Origin of the sequence: Streptomyces albus subsp. chlorinus, from assembly GCF_013302895.1 — a bacterium.
Lineage (GTDB): Bacteria > Actinomycetota > Actinomycetes > Streptomycetales > Streptomycetaceae > Streptomyces > Streptomyces chlorinus.
In genome coordinates this window covers 1,103,895-1,120,587 of record NZ_VJOK01000001.1, presented here as the reverse complement: position 1 = coordinate 1,120,587, position 16,693 = coordinate 1,103,895, and the positions used below count along the sequence as shown (strand labels likewise).

At 74.7% G+C, this 16,693-nt stretch carries 12 protein-coding genes and 2 pseudogenes; 11 read left to right on the top strand and 3 right to left on the bottom strand.

Annotation, left to right across the window (positions count from 1 at the left end):
- Positions 1-217: hypothetical protein (locus FM076_RS34910; RefSeq protein WP_207730261.1), on the bottom strand; the 217-nt coding region annotated here is incomplete at its 3' end.
- A 206-nt stretch (positions 218-423) separates the two neighbouring features.
- Here FM076_RS34910 and FM076_RS05175 point away from each other — a divergent pair.
- Positions 424-918, top strand: coding sequence for a GNAT family N-acetyltransferase (locus FM076_RS05175; RefSeq protein ID WP_173868742.1), 495 nt, complete (start codon positions 424-426; stop codon positions 916-918).
- A 33-nt stretch (positions 919-951) separates the two neighbouring features.
- On the opposite strand, the gene FM076_RS05170 is transcribed toward FM076_RS05175, so the two are convergent.
- Both FM076_RS05170 and FM076_RS05165 read right to left on the bottom strand, forming a co-directional pair.
- Positions 952-1,413, bottom strand: coding sequence for a hypothetical protein (locus tag FM076_RS05170; RefSeq protein ID WP_173868741.1), 462 nt, complete (start codon positions 1,411-1,413; stop codon positions 952-954).
- Positions 1,406-1,777 carry a hypothetical protein gene (locus FM076_RS05165; protein ID WP_173868740.1) on the bottom strand — a complete coding sequence of 124 codons (372 nt, stop codon included), beginning with the start codon at positions 1,775-1,777 and terminating at the stop codon, positions 1,406-1,408. Before FM076_RS05165 ends, FM076_RS05170 begins: the two co-directional genes overlap by 8 nt.
- 69 nt (positions 1,778-1,846) lie before the next feature.
- Between FM076_RS05165 and FM076_RS05160 the strand changes: the two genes are divergently transcribed.
- The 10 genes and pseudogenes from FM076_RS05160 (at position 1,847) to FM076_RS05120 (ending at position 16,508) form a co-directional block, all read left to right on the top strand.
- On the top strand, positions 1,847-2,500 hold the full coding sequence (locus FM076_RS05160) for an HAD family hydrolase (protein WP_173868739.1): 654 nt from the start codon (positions 1,847-1,849) through the stop codon (positions 2,498-2,500).
- A gap of 454 nt (positions 2,501-2,954) precedes the next feature.
- Complete coding sequence (locus FM076_RS05155; protein WP_173868738.1) at positions 2,955-4,076, top strand: ATP-binding cassette domain-containing protein; 1,122 nt, start codon at positions 2,955-2,957, stop codon at positions 4,074-4,076.
- Positions 4,073-4,705: pseudogene (locus FM076_RS33400) on the top strand (methionine ABC transporter permease); the annotation flags it as partial. The gene FM076_RS05155 and the pseudogene FM076_RS33400, both read left to right, overlap by 4 nt.
- Before the next feature lie 117 nt (positions 4,706-4,822).
- On the top strand, positions 4,823-5,596 hold the full coding sequence (locus FM076_RS33395) for a MetQ/NlpA family ABC transporter substrate-binding protein (protein WP_243274793.1): 774 nt from the start codon (positions 4,823-4,825) through the stop codon (positions 5,594-5,596).
- 143 nt (positions 5,597-5,739) lie between these two features.
- A complete protein-coding gene (locus FM076_RS05145; protein WP_173868736.1) occupies positions 5,740-6,456 on the top strand; it encodes a GNAT family N-acetyltransferase in 717 nt (238 codons plus the stop codon).
- Positions 6,457-6,572: 116 nt separating this feature from the next.
- Positions 6,573-7,805, top strand: a complete 1,233-nt coding sequence (cbiE, locus tag FM076_RS05140) for a precorrin-6y C5,15-methyltransferase (decarboxylating) subunit CbiE (protein ID WP_173868735.1) — start codon at positions 6,573-6,575, stop codon at positions 7,803-7,805.
- Between the two features lie 256 nt (positions 7,806-8,061).
- A complete protein-coding gene (locus FM076_RS05135; protein ID WP_173868734.1) occupies positions 8,062-11,391 on the top strand; it encodes a hypothetical protein in 3,330 nt (1,109 codons plus the stop codon).
- Positions 11,352-13,529: pseudogene (gene cobT / locus FM076_RS05130) on the top strand (nicotinate-nucleotide--dimethylbenzimidazole phosphoribosyltransferase); the annotation flags it as partial. The gene FM076_RS05135 and the pseudogene cobT, both read left to right, overlap by 40 nt.
- Positions 13,530-14,333: 804 nt before the next feature.
- Positions 14,334-15,596 carry a uroporphyrinogen-III C-methyltransferase gene (gene cobA / locus FM076_RS05125; RefSeq protein ID WP_173868733.1) on the top strand — a complete coding sequence of 421 codons (1,263 nt, stop codon included), beginning with the start codon at positions 14,334-14,336 and terminating at the stop codon, positions 15,594-15,596.
- A 66-nt stretch (positions 15,597-15,662) separates the two neighbouring features.
- Positions 15,663-16,508, top strand: a complete 846-nt coding sequence (locus FM076_RS05120; protein ID WP_173868732.1) for an RNA methyltransferase — start codon at positions 15,663-15,665, stop codon at positions 16,506-16,508.
- Positions 16,509-16,693: the final 185 nt, after the last annotated feature.

The following is a 16,693-nucleotide window of genomic DNA, read 5'->3' as shown; positions in this document are numbered from 1 at the left end:
GGCCGCCCCGCCCACCGGTCCCCGCGTACCGCCGCAACGCCAGGTCGCCGCCGCCGACGGCACACGGGATACGGCCAGCGACACCGAGGCGCCTCTGCTGGCCGCCGAACGGCGCCGCGAGGTGGCCGAGGCCGTCGCCCTCCTGCCGGGGCGGTGTCCCGCCGTGCTGCGTGCGCTGCTGTCCCGGAAAGAGTTCACATACCCGCAAATCGCCCATGAGTTGGGAATCTCACAGGGCGCCGTCGGGCCGCTGCGTTCCCGCTGTCTGGAATGCCTGCGCAGAATGCTCGCGGCGAAGGTTCCACGACCCGGACTCAGGGGAAGGGTGCGAGAGGCAACCGGCGTCACCAGGGCAGACAGCACGGGCGCGGCACCCTCACCTACGCGTGCCCGTGCGCACACAACTTGGGGAGGCATGCGCACATGGGCATGAGCGTGACCATCTCTGCGGCGGACGAGCGCGACGCCGAACAGATCCTGAAACTGCAGTACCTCTGCTTCCAGAGCGAGGCGGAGATGTACGGCGACTACCGCATCGAGCCGCTCGTCCAGACGCTGGACGAACTGCGCGCCGAACTCGTCGAGGGCTGCGTACTCGTCGCGCGCCTGGGCGAGGAGGTCGTCGGCTCGGTCCGCGGCAAGGTCGACGCGGAGGGCACAGCGCGGATCGGCCGGCTGTGCGTCCACCCCCGCCTCCAGGGGCACGGGTTGGGCGGGCGCCTGCTGGCCGCCGTCGAGGCCCGCCTCGCCTCCGACTTCTCCGCCAAGCGGTACCACCTGGTGACCGGCTCCCGCAGCGAGGGCAATCTGCGCCTGTACCGGCGCTCGGGGTACGCGCCCGTCAGCACGGAACGCGACCGGCAGGTCACGCTGGTGGCCCTGCAGAAGGAGGCCACCGAGTACGCCGCCAGCGCCTAGGCCCCAGCGCCCAGGACGGAGGCCGGGACCGCCTCAGCTCCCGGCCTCCGCCGCCGGGGCGCGGTGTCCGCTGCGCAGCCACCACATCCCCGTCAGGGGCAGGATCACCGGGATGAACAGATAGCCCATCCCGTAGTCCGACCACACGGTGGCGTCGGGGAACGCGGAGGGCTCCGCCAGGGTCCAGGTGCCGACGGTCAGGACGCCGGCGAGTTCCAGCGCGCAGCAGGTGAGGGCGGCCTTGCGGGCGCCCTCACCGCCGCGGACCAGGGAGAGCGTGATGAACGCGTACACCACGGCCGCCACGGCGGAGAGGCTGTAGGCCAGCGGCGCCTTGTGGTAGTTCATCGTCAGCTGCACCAGGGAGCGCGAGGTGGCGCCCACCGCGACGATCCCGTAGAGCGTGACCAGCAGCTTTCCCGGGCCGGTGGCCAGTGCCGTGCGCCGGGGCCGTGTGGCCGCCCCGTCCGCCGTGCTCGTCGTCGGTTCAGGCACCAAAGCCGCCTCCCCAGATGTCGTGGAGCCGCACCTGGAGCACCGCCAGCACGACGGCGCCCGCCACCACCGTCAGCGAGCCCCACTTGGTGCGCTCGGTCAGCGAGATGAGCCCCACCACGGGCACGCACGCCACGACGCCGACCAGGTACGAGACGAAGATCACGGCGCCGTCCACGGGGTCCTGGCCCTGGGCCAGCCGCACGATCCCGATCACCAGCTGGACGAGGGCGAGCAGGGTCACCACGGCCATGCCGGCGAAGTGCCAGTCCTTGGTCGGCTGGTCCCGGTAGGCCGCCCAGCCGCACCACGCTGCCAGCACGAGCGCGGCCACGGCGAGCGTGACAGTGAGCGGGGTGAGCATGTGAAGGAGTCTAGAAGGGGACCCGGGCCCGTCGACGCGCGCCCCCGGGGCCCGCGTACGCTGCCGGGCATGAAGTTCGACGCCCCCGTGACCCTGCTGTTCGACAACGACGGCACCCTGCTCTCGTCCATGGAGTCGGTGGTCCGCTGCTGGACGCGGTGGGCGCGGGAGTTCGGGATCGGCGACGAGGAGTTCGCGGCGGTCGAGCTGCACGGGCGGCCGGCCCGGGACATCGTCGCCGACCTCGTGCCCGCCGGGCGGGTGCCCGAGGCGCTGGAGCGCATCGAGCGGCTGGAGGTGGAGGACGTGCCGAACGGCGGCGTCGTCCCGCTGCCCGGCACCGCCGAGCTGCTGGCCTCGCTGCCCGAGGGGAGCTGGGCCGTGGTCACCTCGGCCACCCGGGAGCTGGCCGAGGCCCGGCTGCGCGCGGTCGGCATCGAGGCGCCGCTGGTGATCGCCGCCGACGACATCACCCGCGGCAAGCCCGACCCGGAGCCCTATCTGCGCGCGGCCGGGAAGCTGGGCGCGGAGCCCGGGAACTGCGTGGTCTTCGAGGACGCCCCGGCGGGGCTGGAGGCGGGGCGCCGGGCGGGCATGCGCACCGTGGGTCTGGCCACAACGCACGAGCGCGGCCGGCTGCGGGCCGACGTGGTCGTCGAGAACCTGGGCTCGGTGACCACGCAGGTCACGGACCGCGGAGTGACGGTCGTCGCCGAGGACTGAGCCCGTCCGGCCAGTGCCGGAGGGTGTCGGCGGTCAGGCGGTGTCCAGCACCGTGTCCGGCATGCGGACAGCGCCCTCGGCACCATCCGTCCCATCTGGTTTACTGACCACCATGAACACGACGAGCTGCCGCACGCTTGCGACCGAGGCGACCTGGACGCCCGGTGCTCGTTGTCTGTGCACGCGTGCCTGGCCGTCGCACACCGCGCGGCGAATGTGTGCCCGCTGAGGGCCCCCGCCTGAGCTGACCGAGGCGACTCGCGCCCCGAAGCGAGTCACGAGCCCGCACACCCCGCCCGCCGGCAGAGCCACCGGACCGCCCCGCGGTCCACCCCACCCGCCACCGCACCGCGGCCGCGGGACAGCTCTGCCCGCCTTCGCCGGGGCCCGCGCCGCGCGCTCCCCTCGACGGCATCCAGCAACGCTCATCCCACCGACACCCACGGACGTTTCTGTGATCACGACTAAGGACCTCACGAAGGTCTATCGCACACGGGACCGCGAGGTCACCGCACTGGACGGCGTCGATCTCCACGTCGACGAGGGCGAGGTCTTCGGCGTCGTCGGCCGGAGCGGCGCCGGGAAGTCCTCGCTCATCCGCTGCGTCAACCTCCTGGAGCGCCCCACCTCCGGCACGGTCACCGTCGACGGTCAGGAGCTGACCGCGCTGGCCGGGAGCGGCAAGCGGGCGGGCAAGGAGCTGCGCCGGGCACGCGGCCGCATCGGCATGGTCTTCCAGCACTTCAACCTGCTCTCCTCGCGCACCGTGCTCGGCAACGTCGAGCTGCCGCTGGAGATCCTGGGCCACTCCGGCCAGGAGCGCACCCGCAAGGCCCACGAGCTGCTGGAGCTGGTCGGGCTCGCCGACAAGGCCAAGGCCCACCCCGCGCAGCTGTCCGGCGGCCAGAAGCAGCGGGTCGGCATCGCCCGCGCGCTGGCCGGCGACCCCAAGGTGCTGCTCTCCGACGAGGCCACCTCCGCGCTCGACCCGGAGACCACCCGCTCCGTCCTGAAGCTGCTGCGCGACCTCAAGGAGCAGCTCGGGCTGACCGTGCTGCTGATCACGCACGAGATGGAGGTCGTCAAGGCGGTCTGCGACTCGGCGGCGCTGATGAAGTCCGGCCGTATCACCGAGTCCGGCACCGTCCCCGAGCTGCTGGCCACGCCCGGTTCCGAGCTGGCCCGTGAGCTGTTCCCGGTGGGCGGGGTGCCCTCCGCGCCGGGCCGCACGGTGGTGGACGTCACCTTTCACGGGGAGACCACCACCGAGCCGGTGATCTCCAAGCTGTCGCGCACCTACAACGTGGACATCTCCATCCTCGGCGCGGCCATGGACACCGTCGCGGGCAAGCAGGTGGGCCGGATGCGCATCGAGCTGCCCGGCAGCTTCGAGGACAACGTCGTGCCGATCGGGTTCCTGCGCGAGCAGGGGCTGACCGTGGACGTCGCCGACGTGGCCGCGGGCGCGGACGCGAAGGACGCCGCGAAGGACACCGCGGGGGACGCGGACGACGCGCGGGACGCGAAGAAGGCCGGCGGGGACGCCTCCGGCCTCGTCAAGGAGGGTGCCAAGTGAGCTGGTCCGAGATACAGCCGCTGCTGTTCCAGGGGTTCTGGGACACCCTCTACATGGTCGGCTGGTCCGCGATCATCGCGCTGATCGGCGGCCTGCCCCTCGGTGTGCTGCTCGTCCTGACCGACAAGGGCGGGATGCTGCGGAACGCGCCGGTCAACAAGATCGTCGGCGCGGTCGTGAACATCGGCAGATCCCTGCCGTTCATCATCCTGCTGATCGCGCTGATCCCCTTCACCCGCTTCGTGGTCGGCCAGTCCGTCGGCTCCACCGCGGCCATCGTGCCGCTGGCCATCGGTGCCATCCCGTTCTTCGCACGGCTGGTGGAGACCGCGATCCGCGAGGTGGACCGCGGCCTGGTCGAGGCCGTGCAGGCGATGGGCGGCGGCACCCCCACAGTCGTCTTCAAGGCGCTGCTCCCGCAGGCGCTGCCCTCCCTGGTGGCCGGGCTGACCACCACGGTGATCGTCCTCATCGGCTACTCGGCGATGGCCGGCACCGTCGGCGGCGGGGGACTGGGCTCGGTCGCGGTGCAGTACGGCTACCAGCGCTTCGAGACCAGCGTCATGGTCGCCACGGTGGTCGCGCTGATCGTCATCGTCACCGCCGTCCAGATCATCGGTGACGCCGTCGTCCGCCTGCTGGCGGCCAACCGGGGCTCGGCCGACGGGGGCGCGGGCAAGCGGCTCGCCCGCCTCGGCCGGGGCCGCGCCGTGGCGGTGGCCGCCGCGGTGGTCGTCCCGCTCGCCCTGATCGGCTACGGCATCGGCACCGGCGGCGAGGACAAGCAGACCCTCAAGGTCGCCGCCTCGCCCACCCCGCACGCGGAGATCCTGGAGTACGTCGAGAAGCACCTCGCCGCCAAGGAGGGGCTCAAGCTCGACATCCGCAAGTTCAACGACTACGTCGTGCCCAACACCGCGACCGAGTCCGGCGAGGTCGACGCCAACTTCTTCCAGCACAAGCCGTACCTGGACGACTTCAACAAGAAGCAGAAGACCCACATCCGGCCGGTCGTCAACGTCGAGCTGGAGCCGCTGGGCCTCTACTCCAAGAAGGAGAAGAGCCTGAAGGGCATCGGGTCCGGTGACACCGTCGCCGTCCCCAACGACAGCACCAACGAGGGGCGCTCCCTCCACCTGCTGGCCGACCACGGGCTCATCGAGCTGAAGCCGGGCGCCGGGCCGGAGGCCACCCTCGGCGACATCGCGGACAAGAAGGGCCTGGAGTTCAAGGAGCTGGAGGCCGCGGCCGTCCCGCGCGCCCTCGACGACGTGGACGCCGCCGTCGTCAACGGCAACTACGCCGTGGACGCGGACCTCAACCCGGCCAAGGACGCGCTGGTCGCGGAGAAGGCCAAGGGCAACCCGTACGCGAACTTCCTCGCGGTCAAGGACGGCCACCAGGACGACCCGCGGATCAGGAAGCTTGCCAAGCTCCTCAACTCCCCGCAGGTCAAGCGGTTCATCGAGGACAAGTACCAGGGGGCCATCGAGCCGGCCTTCGGGCCCGTGGGATCGTGAGACCCGCGGCCTGAACCGGGGGGAAGTCCCCGTGTCGACAAGTCTCTAACCAGCGCCGGGCCCCGCCTGTGAAGGGGGGCCCGGCGCTGCACATCACGGTGCCGATGCTGCATGCTGTGCACCCCGACGTGTAGGAGCGGCGCATGACCTCGACCTTCCCGGACATCTCGATCAGCACGGACCGGCTCGTGCTGCGCCCGTTCGAGGAAGCGGACGTCCCCGCGCTGACCGCGATGATGGCCGACGACCAGATCACCGCCTGGCTGACGTCGCCCGTCCCCTACACCGAGGACGAGGCCCGGGACTTCGTCACCCGCCGCGCCCCCGCCCGGCGCACCAGCGGCGACGGCATCGTCTTCGCCGTCACCGAGTTCCTCACCCAGCGCCTGGTCGGCGTGGTGGAACTGCGCGGCGCCGACTGGCACGTCCTGTCCGCCGAGGCCGTGTACGCCACCGCCTCCTGGGCCCGCGGCGAGGGCTACGCCTCCGAATCGCTGCTGGCCGTCGCCCAGTGGCTCTTCCAGGACCAGAAGTTCGAGCGCCTGGAGCTGCGCACCCCGGCCGACAACACCGCCGCCCAGCAGGTCGCCCAGAAGCTGGGCTGCATCAGCGAGGGAGTGCTGCGCAACGCCTGGATAGCGCGCACCCGCACCGAGAACTGGGACCCCTCCCAGGACGGGTCCCAGGACGGATCCCAGGACGGGTCCCGGGGCGGATCCCACGACGGATCCGCCGGCGCGCGGCAGGCGGCGCCCCCGGAGAGCGGCTGGGCCGAGATCCGCACCGACCTCATCGTCTGGAGCCTCCTCCCGGAGGATCTCGACGGCTCCTTCGAGCAGTTGCCGCCCCGCGCCTGGTGACGGCCAGGGCCGCCCGCGGGCGCGGGAGGCCGCCCCCGCCGGGAGAACCGGAAGAGGGGGTACCCTCAGTGGGCCCCGACCTGCGATGAGCCCAGACCAGCCAGGAGACACCCAGCATGGCCGACCGCGTCACGGTGATCGGGTGGGACGGTTCGCCGCTGACCGACGCCGCCCGCTCGGCCCTCTCAGCGGCCACCCTCGTCGCCGGCGCCGCCCACCACCTCGCGCTGCCCGAGGTGCCCCCGCACGCCGAGCGCATCCGGCTCGGCAGCGTCGGCCTCGCGGCCCGCCGCATCGCCCGCCACCGCGGCTCCGCCGTGGTCCTCGCCGACGGCGACCCCGGCTTCTTCGGCGTCGTGCGCACCCTGCGCGCCCCGGAGCACGGTCTGGAGGTCGAGGTCGTGCCCGCCGTCTCCGCCATCGCCGCCGCCTTCGCCCGCGCCGGGATGCCCTGGGACGACGCCCAGCTCGTCGTCGCCAACAGCCGCACCCTGCGCCGCGCGGTCAACGTCTGCCGCGCCCACAAGAAGGTCGCCGTCCTCACCTCGCCGGGTGCCGGCCCCGCCGAACTCGCACTGCTGCTGACCGGCGTCCACCGCACCTTCGTCATCTGCGAGGCGCTGGGCACCGACCGGGAACAGGTCACCGTGCTGACCTCCGACAAGGTCGCCGACCACACCTGGCGCGACCCCAACGTCGTCATCGTCGCGGGCGGGACCGGTGCCGGGGCCGACACCGGGGCCCCGCAGGGCACCGCGTGGCTCGCCGGGCACGAGGTCGGCTACCCGCCCGCCGTCCGCGGCTGGGCCCTGCCGGTGGCCGAGTACGCCGGCCACGACGCCGGCCCCTCCCGCGCCGGCGAGGCCGCACAGCTGCGCGCCGCCCAACTCGCCCGCCTCGGACCCCGCATCGGCGACCTCGTCTGGGACATCGGCGCGGGCAGCGGAGCCCTCGCGGTGGAGGCGGCGCGCTTCGGCGCCGCCGTCATCGCCGTCGACGCCGACGCCGACGCCTGTGCCCGCGTCCACGCCGCCGCCCGGCGCTTCGGCGTCCAGCTGGAGACGGTCCACGGCCTCGCCCCGCACATCCTGGAGGACCTTCCCGAGCCGGACGTGGTGCGCGTCGGCGGCGGGGGAGCGGCGACGGTCACCGCCGTGGCCGACCGCCGCCCCGCGCGCATCGTCACGCACGCCGCCACCAGAGACGAGGCAGAGGAGTTGGGAAGGGCGCTCGCCGAGCGCGGTTACACCGTCGAGTGCGCCCTGCTCCAGTCCGTCGGACTGGAGACGGCGCAGTGGACCGAAACCGAACGGGCCGTCGTCTTCCTGCTGTCCGGTGTCCGGCACTGAACCCCTGTGATCCGCTGCGGGACGAACCCCGCAGAAGTGCTGTTTCTCTCCCACCCATGGCCGGTGCGGCACTCTGTGACGGGTAGGCTGATGGACTGTTGTGCCACCGTTCGGGGTTGACGCTTCGTCCGTCATTGTCCGAATGGTGTAGGCGGAGGCACGTGCCGCACAGAGTGCGTGCTCGTTCTTCATCTACGGGGCGCGGCGGTCCGTCCGCCGGGTTGGAAGGAGCACCAGCGATGCGCGAGGGGAACGCATGACTGACACCGGTCAGATCCCGGGAGAGGGGCTGCCGGAGAACGCAGGCGGGCAGCAGCAGGAGGGGCAGCCGGGCGTCCCGGCCTCCGGCGCCTACCCCTTCGCCGACCCGGCAGCCGGCGTCACGGACGGGCTGGGAACCGCCCCGGACCCCCACGGCGCCCCCGGCCCCCACCACGAGACGCACGACCCCCATGGCCTCCACGGCTCCCACGACGAAGAGGACCTTCTGCTGATGCCCTCGGCGCAGGGAGCCTGGAGCGAGCAGCCCGCGCCCGGCCCCGCGCAGCCGCAGGGCCAGGCCCCCCAGGCGCAGCCGATGCCGCAGCCCCAGCCCGAACACCCGGGCCCGCCGGGCCCGATGCCGGACCCCGGCGGCTACGGGTACGCGTACGACCCGCACGCCCAGGCAGCCGGTGGCCACGCCGCCCAGCAGCCGTTCACCGACGCGCAGTTGGCGCAGCCGGCCGAGCCGTACGCGCCGGAGGCGACGTACGGCCAGGGCGACGCGGTGGGCGTCAACGGCTACGCCCAGCACGGCCCCCAGCCCGGATACGGCCCCGAGAGCGCGTACCCGCAGCAGCACGTACAGCCCGACGTGCAGCCCGCCGAACCGCAGGCCGCCGCGCAGCCGCAGGCCGAACCCGGCCCGGCCCCCGACGCCGTCCCGCAGCCGGACACGGCCGTCGCCGCGGCCCCCGGCCCCCACGAGACCGACGGCCGCGACTCGGGCGCCATCGATGTGAGCGCCGTACGCCCGCCCCAGCAGCCGCAGACCGCGCAGACCTCCACGCACAGCACCCCCAGCCACGGCACCCGCCGCCCCCTCCACCTCGGGCCGCCCGTTCCCGAGCAGTCCGGCACCGTCCGTCCCCTCTCCGAGCGCCCCACGGCCCAGGCGGCCACCCCGCAGGCGGCGCCGGTCCAGGGTGCCCCGGCGGGCCGCCCGACCGCACCCGCGCAGCCCGCCGCCCCGGCGGACGGGCGGCTCCCCGGCGAACAGCCCCAGCGGACCGTGGGCGAGGACGCCCAGCAGGCTCCGGCCCCCCAGGGCGTCCAGGCACCCCTCCCGGCGGACGCCGCCCAGCCCGCGGGGGCCGCGCACGGTGCCGTGGCGGGGGAGGCCGTCCCCGGTGAACAGCAGCCCGCGGAGCCCCAGTCGGCAGGTCCCGCTGTCATGGACCCGCAGACGGCGGGCGCGCAGCCGATGCCCGTACAGCCCGCCGACGGGCAGCCGGTCCGGGCCGACGACACCGCCACGGTTCATGCCGACGGCACGGTGACCGTCCAGGCCGACGGCACGGTGACGCAACCGGAAGCTCAGCCTCTCCCGGACGGCGACCCGTCGTCCCCCGGTGCCGTCGGCGTACCCGGCACGGTCCCTGAGCAGGGTCCCGGCCGGCCCGACCCGTCCGGCCAGGCCGTCCCCTCCCCGGAGCCGCAGGCCACGGCGCCCGTCGTCGAGGAACCGCTGCCCGGACCGCAGCTCGGCCAACTCCCGCCCGAGACGGGGGAGTGGTCCGCCCAGCAGGCGCCGTCACCGGCCGATCCGGCGGCCTCGGCCGGCCCGGCCGTCCCGGACCAGGCGACCGCCGCCGGCGTCGACGCGGCCGGCACCGCCGTCCCGTCCGCCCCGAACCCCCTGGCAGAAACGGTCGCTCCGGCAGCCGACGCCGAAAACCCCCCGGCGGCCGGGACCCCGCAGCAGACCCCGGCCGCGCAGGAGTCCGCCACGGCGCCCGGCGACGCGGGAACCGAGGGCGGCGGGACACCCGACGCGACCGCGCGGGACGGCCAGGCCGGTCAGGGCGGCCAGGCCGGTCAGGTCGGCGGGGACGGCGGCCCGGGTGACGGCCAGGCCCCTCAGGAACAGCCCCCTCAGGAACAGACCCCTCAGGAACAGGCCCCCGCCCCCGCTGTCGCGGCCGAAACCGATGCCGCTGCCGCTGCCGCGCAAGAGGGAGCCGTCGCCGCGCCGCTGCCCGCCGAGGACGCCCCCGTCAACGACACCGTGCCCTCGCCCCGGCAGGAGGCGCAGCCGGGCGGACTGGCGACCGTCCCCGCGCAGGGGGGCGCGGCCGGCGAACCCCGGCAGCAGCAGGGCGCCGTCCAGCCGTCGCCCGGAACACCACCGATAAACCAGGACGCGGACCACCAGACCGGTGCCCAGCCGCAGCCCCCCGTCATCCCGGGGCAGGCCACGGCTCCCGCGTCCCCCGCAGCCACCACGACGGACACGACGCAGACGCCCCCCGACGCCGCGCCCCAGCAGGCCGAGGACGCCCCGGCTTCGCAGGCCGAGGACACCCCGTCCCCGCAGTCCGCCGACGAAGCCTCCGGACCCGCCGGCCAGGAAGCGCCCACCGGCGGGGACGCCGACGGGACGGACGCCGGCGCGCGGACCGCGGCATCGGGCGCCGACCGCGCGGAGACCGGTGGCGGGGAGACGGACGTGGTGGAGACGGGCGCGGTGACGACGGACGCCGCCGGAGCCGCCGCCGCTGCCGCCACTGCCGAGACCGGCGCTGGAACAGCCGCAGCCGGGGCGGAAGCGGCCGGGAGCGGTGCTGCCGAAACCGGCTCCGCTGATGCCGATGCCGATGCCGGCGAATTCGACGCCGCCGAGACCGGCGCTGCCGAGGCGGTCGAGGCGGAGGCGGCGGCTGGGGCCGCCGGGTCGGCGGAGGAGCCGCAGTCCGAGCAGGCCGCGACCTCCAAGAGCGACGAAGCCGCCCAAGCTGCCGAATCCCCAGCCGCCCCCGGCACACCCGGCACACCCGGGACCCCCGAGGGGCCGGAGCCCGCCGCCGCGGAGACGCAGCAGGCGTCGGCACAGCCGGAGGCCGACGAGGATCGGGCCGCCGCTGCCGAACCCGTGGGGGAGGCCGCCGAATCGGCGCCCGAGACGGCTGCGTCGGGGACCGCGGCGTCGGAGTCGGCTGCGGTGGCGGAGGCCACCACCTCCGCATCGCCGGCCGCCGAGCCCCCGGCCGCCGCCGAGTCCCCGGCCACGCCTCAGCCGTCGGCCGCGTCCGTCCCGGCTCCCGAGCCGGACGCCGCGACCGGAGCTGACTCCGAGGCAGCGGTCGAGGCAGTGGCCGCGTCCGCGCCCGGGGAGACGGCGGCTTCCCCGGCCGGGACCGGCGCCGGAGCGCCCGCCTCCGAGGCCCCCGCATCGCCCGAAGAGGAGGCCCCGGCAGGCGAGTCCGCTCCCCCCAGGGGGAATCCGCTCCTTCCCAGGAGGAATCCGCACCCTCCCAGGAGGGCGACGGCGGTGCTCAGGACCCCGAGGCGGAGAGCGGGATGGCGACCGGCGAGGATCCGGTGACGGAACCGGCCGCCGGCGGGACCGAGGGGGGCGCCTCCGCGGGCCCGGAGACCACCGACGAAACACAAGAGGCCACCGCAGCCGACGCGGGGACCGCCGAGGCGGAGGCCGTGGCCACGGAGACCGCCGACGAGGAGCCCGTGGAGGCGCAGGCCGCGGAAACGGAGACCGTGGACACGAAGACCGCAGGCGCGCAGGGAGCGGACGCGGAGACCACGGACGAGGCCCAGGCGGCCGAGGCCGGGGCCGGGACCGCCGGGGAGGAAGCGGAGGCCGCCGAGGGAGAGGCCGCTGAGGTCCCCCAGGGGGAAGCCACGCAGGGCGAAGCCGCCGGAGGCGAAGCCGCCGAGGGTGCGGGGACCGCCCCGGACGGTGGTGACCCGCCCACGGGGGAGCCCGAGGGGGAGCCCGCGCCCGGCTTCGCCGAGGCCGAACGGGAGGCCGTCCACCGCCTCATGCGCGAGCGGAGGGACATCCGGAACGGTTTCCGCCCCGACCCGATCCCGCACGAGGTGCTGCTCCGCGTCCTGGAGGCGGCGCACACGGCGCCCAGTGTCGGGCACTCGCAGCCGTGGGACTTCGTGGTCATCCGCTCCGAGGAGACCCGGCGGACCATGCACGAGCTGGCGGAGCGTCAGCGCGAGGCGTACGCCAAGTCGCTGCCCAAGGGGCGGGCGAAGCAGTTCAAGGAAATGAAGATCGAGGCGATCCTCGACACCCCTGTCAACATCGTGGTGACGGCGGACCCGACGCGCGGCGGCCGGCACACGCTGGGCCGTCAGACGCAGCCGCAGATGGCGCCGTACTCCTCGGCGCTCGCCGTGGAGAACCTGTGGCTGGCCGCCCGGGCCGAGGGGCTGGGCGTCGGCTGGGTCAGCTTCTTCGACGAGCGCGAGCTGGTGCGCACGCTCGAACTGCCCGAGCACCTGGAGGTCGTGGCGTACCTGTGCGTGGGGTACGTGGACGAGTTCCCGGACGAACCGGAGCTGATGCAGGCGGGCTGGTCGAAGCGGCGCCCGCTCTCATGGGTCGTCCATGACGAGTCGTACGGGCGCCGCGCGCTGCCCGGCGCCGAGCCGACGGGCATGCTCGCCGAGACGCTGGGCACCATCCGCCCGCTGGACGCCAAGGCGCTCGGTGAGGCGTGGGAGCGGCAGAAGCGGATGACCAAGCCGTCCGGCGCGCTCGGCATGCTGGAGATCATCTCGGCGCAGCTGTGCGGCCTCTCGCGCAAGTGCCCGCCGCCGATCCCCGAGCCCGCCGCCGTCGCGGTGTTCGCGGGCGACCACGGAGTGCACGCGCAGGGGGTCACCCCCTGGCCGCAGGAGGTCACCGCGCAGATGGTGGGCAACTTCCTGGGCGGCGGCGCGGTCTGCAACGCGTTCGCCAACCAGGTCGGCGCCGAGGTCTGCGTCGTGGACGTCGGGGTGGCCGCCGAGCTGCCCGCGCAGCCCGGCCTGCTGCCCCGCAAGGTCCGCCCCGGCACCGCCGACATGACGGCGGGGCCCGCACTCAGCCGCGAAGAGGTGGAGCGGGCCGTCGAGGTCGGCATCGAGACGGCGCGCGACCTGGTGGCCGCGGGCAACAAGGCGCTGCTCACCGGTGAGATGGGCATCGCCAATACCACGGCTTCCGCCGCCCTGATCGCCGCGTGCACCGGCGCCGACCCCGCCGAGGTCACCGGGCGCGGCACCGGCATCAACGACGAGACGCACGCCCGCAAGGTGGAGGTCGTCCGGCGCGCGCTGGAGCGCCACCAGCCCGATCCGGCCGACCCGATCGGGATGCTGGAGGCGTTCGGCGGGCTGGAGCACGCGGCGCTGGTCGGGCTGATCCTCGGCGGTGCTTCGCTGCGCACCCCCGTCATCCTCGACGGCGTCAGTGCCGGTGCCGCCGCCCTGGTGGCCCGCGCGGTGGCGCCCGAGGCGCTGGCCGCCTGCATCGCGGGGCACCGCAGCGCGGAGCCCGGCCACGTCGCCGCCCTCACCAAGCTGGGGCTGCGACCGCTGGTCGACCTCGACCTGCGGCTCGGCGAGGGCACCGGCGCACTGCTGGCCCTGCCGATGGTGCAGAGCGCCGCCCGCGCGATGCACGAGGTCGCCACGTTCGACGGCGCGGGTGTCACCGAGAAGGGCTGAGCACGGCCGGCGGACGCGGAGCGGCGGCACGCGGCGGAGCAGCGCTCCACGGTGCTCCGCCCGTGTCCGCCGCCCGCGCCTCACCGCCGGCTTGAGCCTGGCGCTCCGGTTCGCGGCCCGTCCTCGGCCGCGGACCCGGACCGGTCCGCCGCGCGACCGTGGCGCCGTAGGGCCGTGAGGGTTGTGGGGCCCGGGCGCGCGGCTGTGGGCTCGCGGGCCGACCGCCGGCCGACAGCCCGGCGTCCGGGCCGGCCACCGGCCCGCTGCCCGGCGTCCTGGGGCGTGCGGGCAACGGGCCGGTGTCGGCTCGCCGATGTCGGCAGGGCCGGTACGTCCGCCCGGCTCCGCCGTCCTCCGCGCTCTCCCGCTCGGCAGGAGGGCGGCGCTCTCCCGCTCGGGACGAGGCCGGCCCGGCCCACGGATGCGGTCCGCTGCGTCCGAGGCGCCCCGGTCCGTCGGCCGGGGCACCGTGTCACAGCCGTCCGTGCCGTTCCGCGGCGCCCGCCGGAAGGGGCGGGCTCCCGTCCCGGTGAACGGGAAGGGGCGGGCGCCCTCCCGGTGAAGGGCGGACCGCCGAAGCCACCGCCCCCGGACCTGTCCGTGACGTGCACCACCGCCCCCGGACCTGTCCGCGACCTGCGCCACCGCCTCCCCGACCCGTCCGTGACCTGCGGAACAGCCGCGCTGTCCGCTCCCGCATAGGCTGTCCCCACCGCCTGTCCGTCCCGGCCGCTCCACTGCCGCAGCGGCATCGTCCCCGGCTCGGTCCGCGAGCCGATCCCACCGAGAAGGATGCCGTCCCAGATGTCGGAAACCTCCGCCGCTCCCGCCTATCCCGTAGGACTCCGCCTGGCCGGGCGCCGTGTCGTGCTGGTCGGCGGCGGCACCGTCGCCCAGCGCCGTCTCCCCGCGCTGCTGGCGGCGGGTGCGGACGTCACGGTCGTCTCGCCCGAGGTGACGCCCTCCGTCGAGGCGATGGTCGCCGGCGGGGAGATCACCTGGGAGCGCCGCAGTTACCGGGACGGCGACCTGGCGGGCGCCTGGTACGCGCTCGCGGCCACCGACGACCCGGCCGTCAACGCCGCGATCGTCGCCGAGGCCGAGTCCCGCCGCGTGTGGTGCGTACGGGCCGACGACGCGGACGAGGGCACCGCCTGGACGCCGGCGACCGGCCGCAGCGACGGCATCACCGTCGCCGTGCTGACCAGCGGAGTGCACGGCACCGCGGGCCGGGACCCGCGCCGCTCGGCCGCGATACGGGACGCCATCGTCGCGCGGCTCGGTGACGGCACGCTCGTCGCCGAGCAGCGTGCCCCTCGCTCGCCCGGTGTCGCGCTGGTCGGCGGCGGGCCCGGCGACCCGGACCTGATCACCGTGCGGGGCCGCCGCCTGCTGGCCGAGGCCGACGTCGTCGTCGCCGACCGGCTCGGCCCCCGCGACCTGCTGGACGAACTTCCGCCGCACGTCGAGATCATCGACGCGGCGAAGATCCCCTACGGCCGGGCCATGGCACAGGAGGCGATCAACGCCGTCCTGGTCGAACACGCCAAGGCGGGCAGGTCCGTGGTACGCCTCAAGGGCGGTGACCCCTTCGTCTTCGGCCGGGGCATGGAGGAGGCGCAGCAGCTCGCCGCCGAGGGCGTCCAGGTCACCGTCGTACCCGGTATCTCCAGCTCCATCAGCGTGCCCGGTGCCGTCGGCATCCCCGTCACCCACCGGGGCGTGGCCCACGAGTTCACCGTCGTCAGCGGGCACGTCGCCCCCGACGACCCCCGCTCGCTGGTGGACTGGCCCGCGCTGGCCCGGCTGCGCGGCACCCTCGTACTGCTGATGGCGGTGGAGAACCTCGGCGCCATCGCGGCGGCCCTGCTCGCCCACGGCCGCCCGGAGGACACCCCCGTCGCCATGATCCAGGAGGGCACCATGGCGACCGAGCGCCGGGTGGACGCCACTTTGGCCACGGCCGCCGAGCGGGCCGCCGCCGAGGGGGTGCGCCCGCCGGCCGTCATCGTGATCGGGGACGTGGTGGCCGTGAACCCGCGCCCCGACGGCACGGCGGGGGAGTGACACCCCGCCCGTACGCGGCAGTAACGACGCATTGGCACTTCGAGCGCGACAAGGCAGTATCGGCCTGTGGCTACACCATCCTCCCCCGGGACACCCCCGGACCCGCCGGCCCGCGGGATCGTCACCGTCGACGACCCCGACGACCCGAGGCTGAGCGACTACACCGGTCTCACCGATGTGGAACTGCGCCGCAAACGCGAGCCCGCCGAGGGGCTGTTCATCGCCGAGGGCGAGAAGGTCATCCGCCGGGCCCGGCAGGCCGGGTACGAGATGCGGTCGATGCTGCTGTCCGCGAAGTGGCTCGACGTGATGCGGGACGTCATCGACGAGGTGCCCGCCCCCGTCTACGCCGTCAGCCCCGAGGTGGCCGAACGCGTCACCGGATACCACGTGCACCGCGGCGCCCTCGCCTCCATGCAGCGCAAGCCCCTGCCCGCGCCCGCCGGTCTGCTGACGACGGCCCGCCGGGTCGTGATCATGGAGGCGGTGAACGACCACACCAACATCGGCGCCATCTTCCGCAGCGCCGCCGCGCTGGGCATGGACGCCGTCCTCCTCTCGCCCGACTGCGCCGACCCGCTCTACCGCCGCTCGGTGAAGGTCTCCATGGGCGCCGTCTTCGCCGTCCCCTACGCCCGCCTGGAGACCTGGCCGCGCGGCCTGGAGACGGTGCGCGACGCCGGTTTCCAGCTGCTGGCGCTCACCCCCGACGAGAAGGCCGTCCCCCTCGACACCGTCCCCACCGGCGGCGACCAGCGGACGGCACTGATGCTCGGCGCCGAGGGCAACGGCCTGACCACCCGCGCCCTGCGCGCCGCCGACGAGTGGGTCCGCATCCCCATGGCCCACGGAGTGGACTCCCTCAACGTCGGCGCCGCGGCGGCGGTGGCCTTCTACGCGGTGACGCGGTGAGGTGGCGACGCGGTGAGGTGGTGACGCGGTGGTGCGGTGAGGCGGTGACGCTTCGAGGCGGTGACGCTGGGACGTGGTGACGTGATGAGGCGCTGACGTTGATGAGGCGCTGCTCCTGCGGTGCGCCGGGAACCGGTGACGTGGTGAGGCGGTGCTCCTGAGCACCGCCGGGCCGCTCCGCCCAC

What these genes read in the sequence shown, in the direction of transcription:
- FM076_RS05175 (WP_173868742.1), top strand. Translation starts at nt 424, where the DNA reads ATGGGCATGAGCGTGACCATCTCTGCGGCGGACGAGCGCGACGCCGAA.
- FM076_RS05145 (WP_173868736.1), top strand. Translation starts at nt 5,740, where the DNA reads ATGACCTCGACCTTCCCGGACATCTCGATCAGCACGGACCGGCTCGTG.
- FM076_RS05160 (WP_173868739.1), top strand. Translation starts at nt 1,847, where the DNA reads ATGAAGTTCGACGCCCCCGTGACCCTGCTGTTCGACAACGACGGCACC.
- cobA (WP_173868733.1), top strand. Translation starts at nt 14,334, where the DNA reads ATGTCGGAAACCTCCGCCGCTCCCGCCTATCCCGTAGGACTCCGCCTG.
- FM076_RS05165 (WP_173868740.1), bottom strand. Translation starts at nt 1,777, where the DNA reads ATGCTCACCCCGCTCACTGTCACGCTCGCCGTGGCCGCGCTCGTGCTG.
- cbiE (WP_173868735.1), top strand. Translation starts at nt 6,573, where the DNA reads ATGGCCGACCGCGTCACGGTGATCGGGTGGGACGGTTCGCCGCTGACC.
- FM076_RS05135 (WP_173868734.1), top strand. Translation starts at nt 8,062, where the DNA reads ATGACTGACACCGGTCAGATCCCGGGAGAGGGGCTGCCGGAGAACGCA.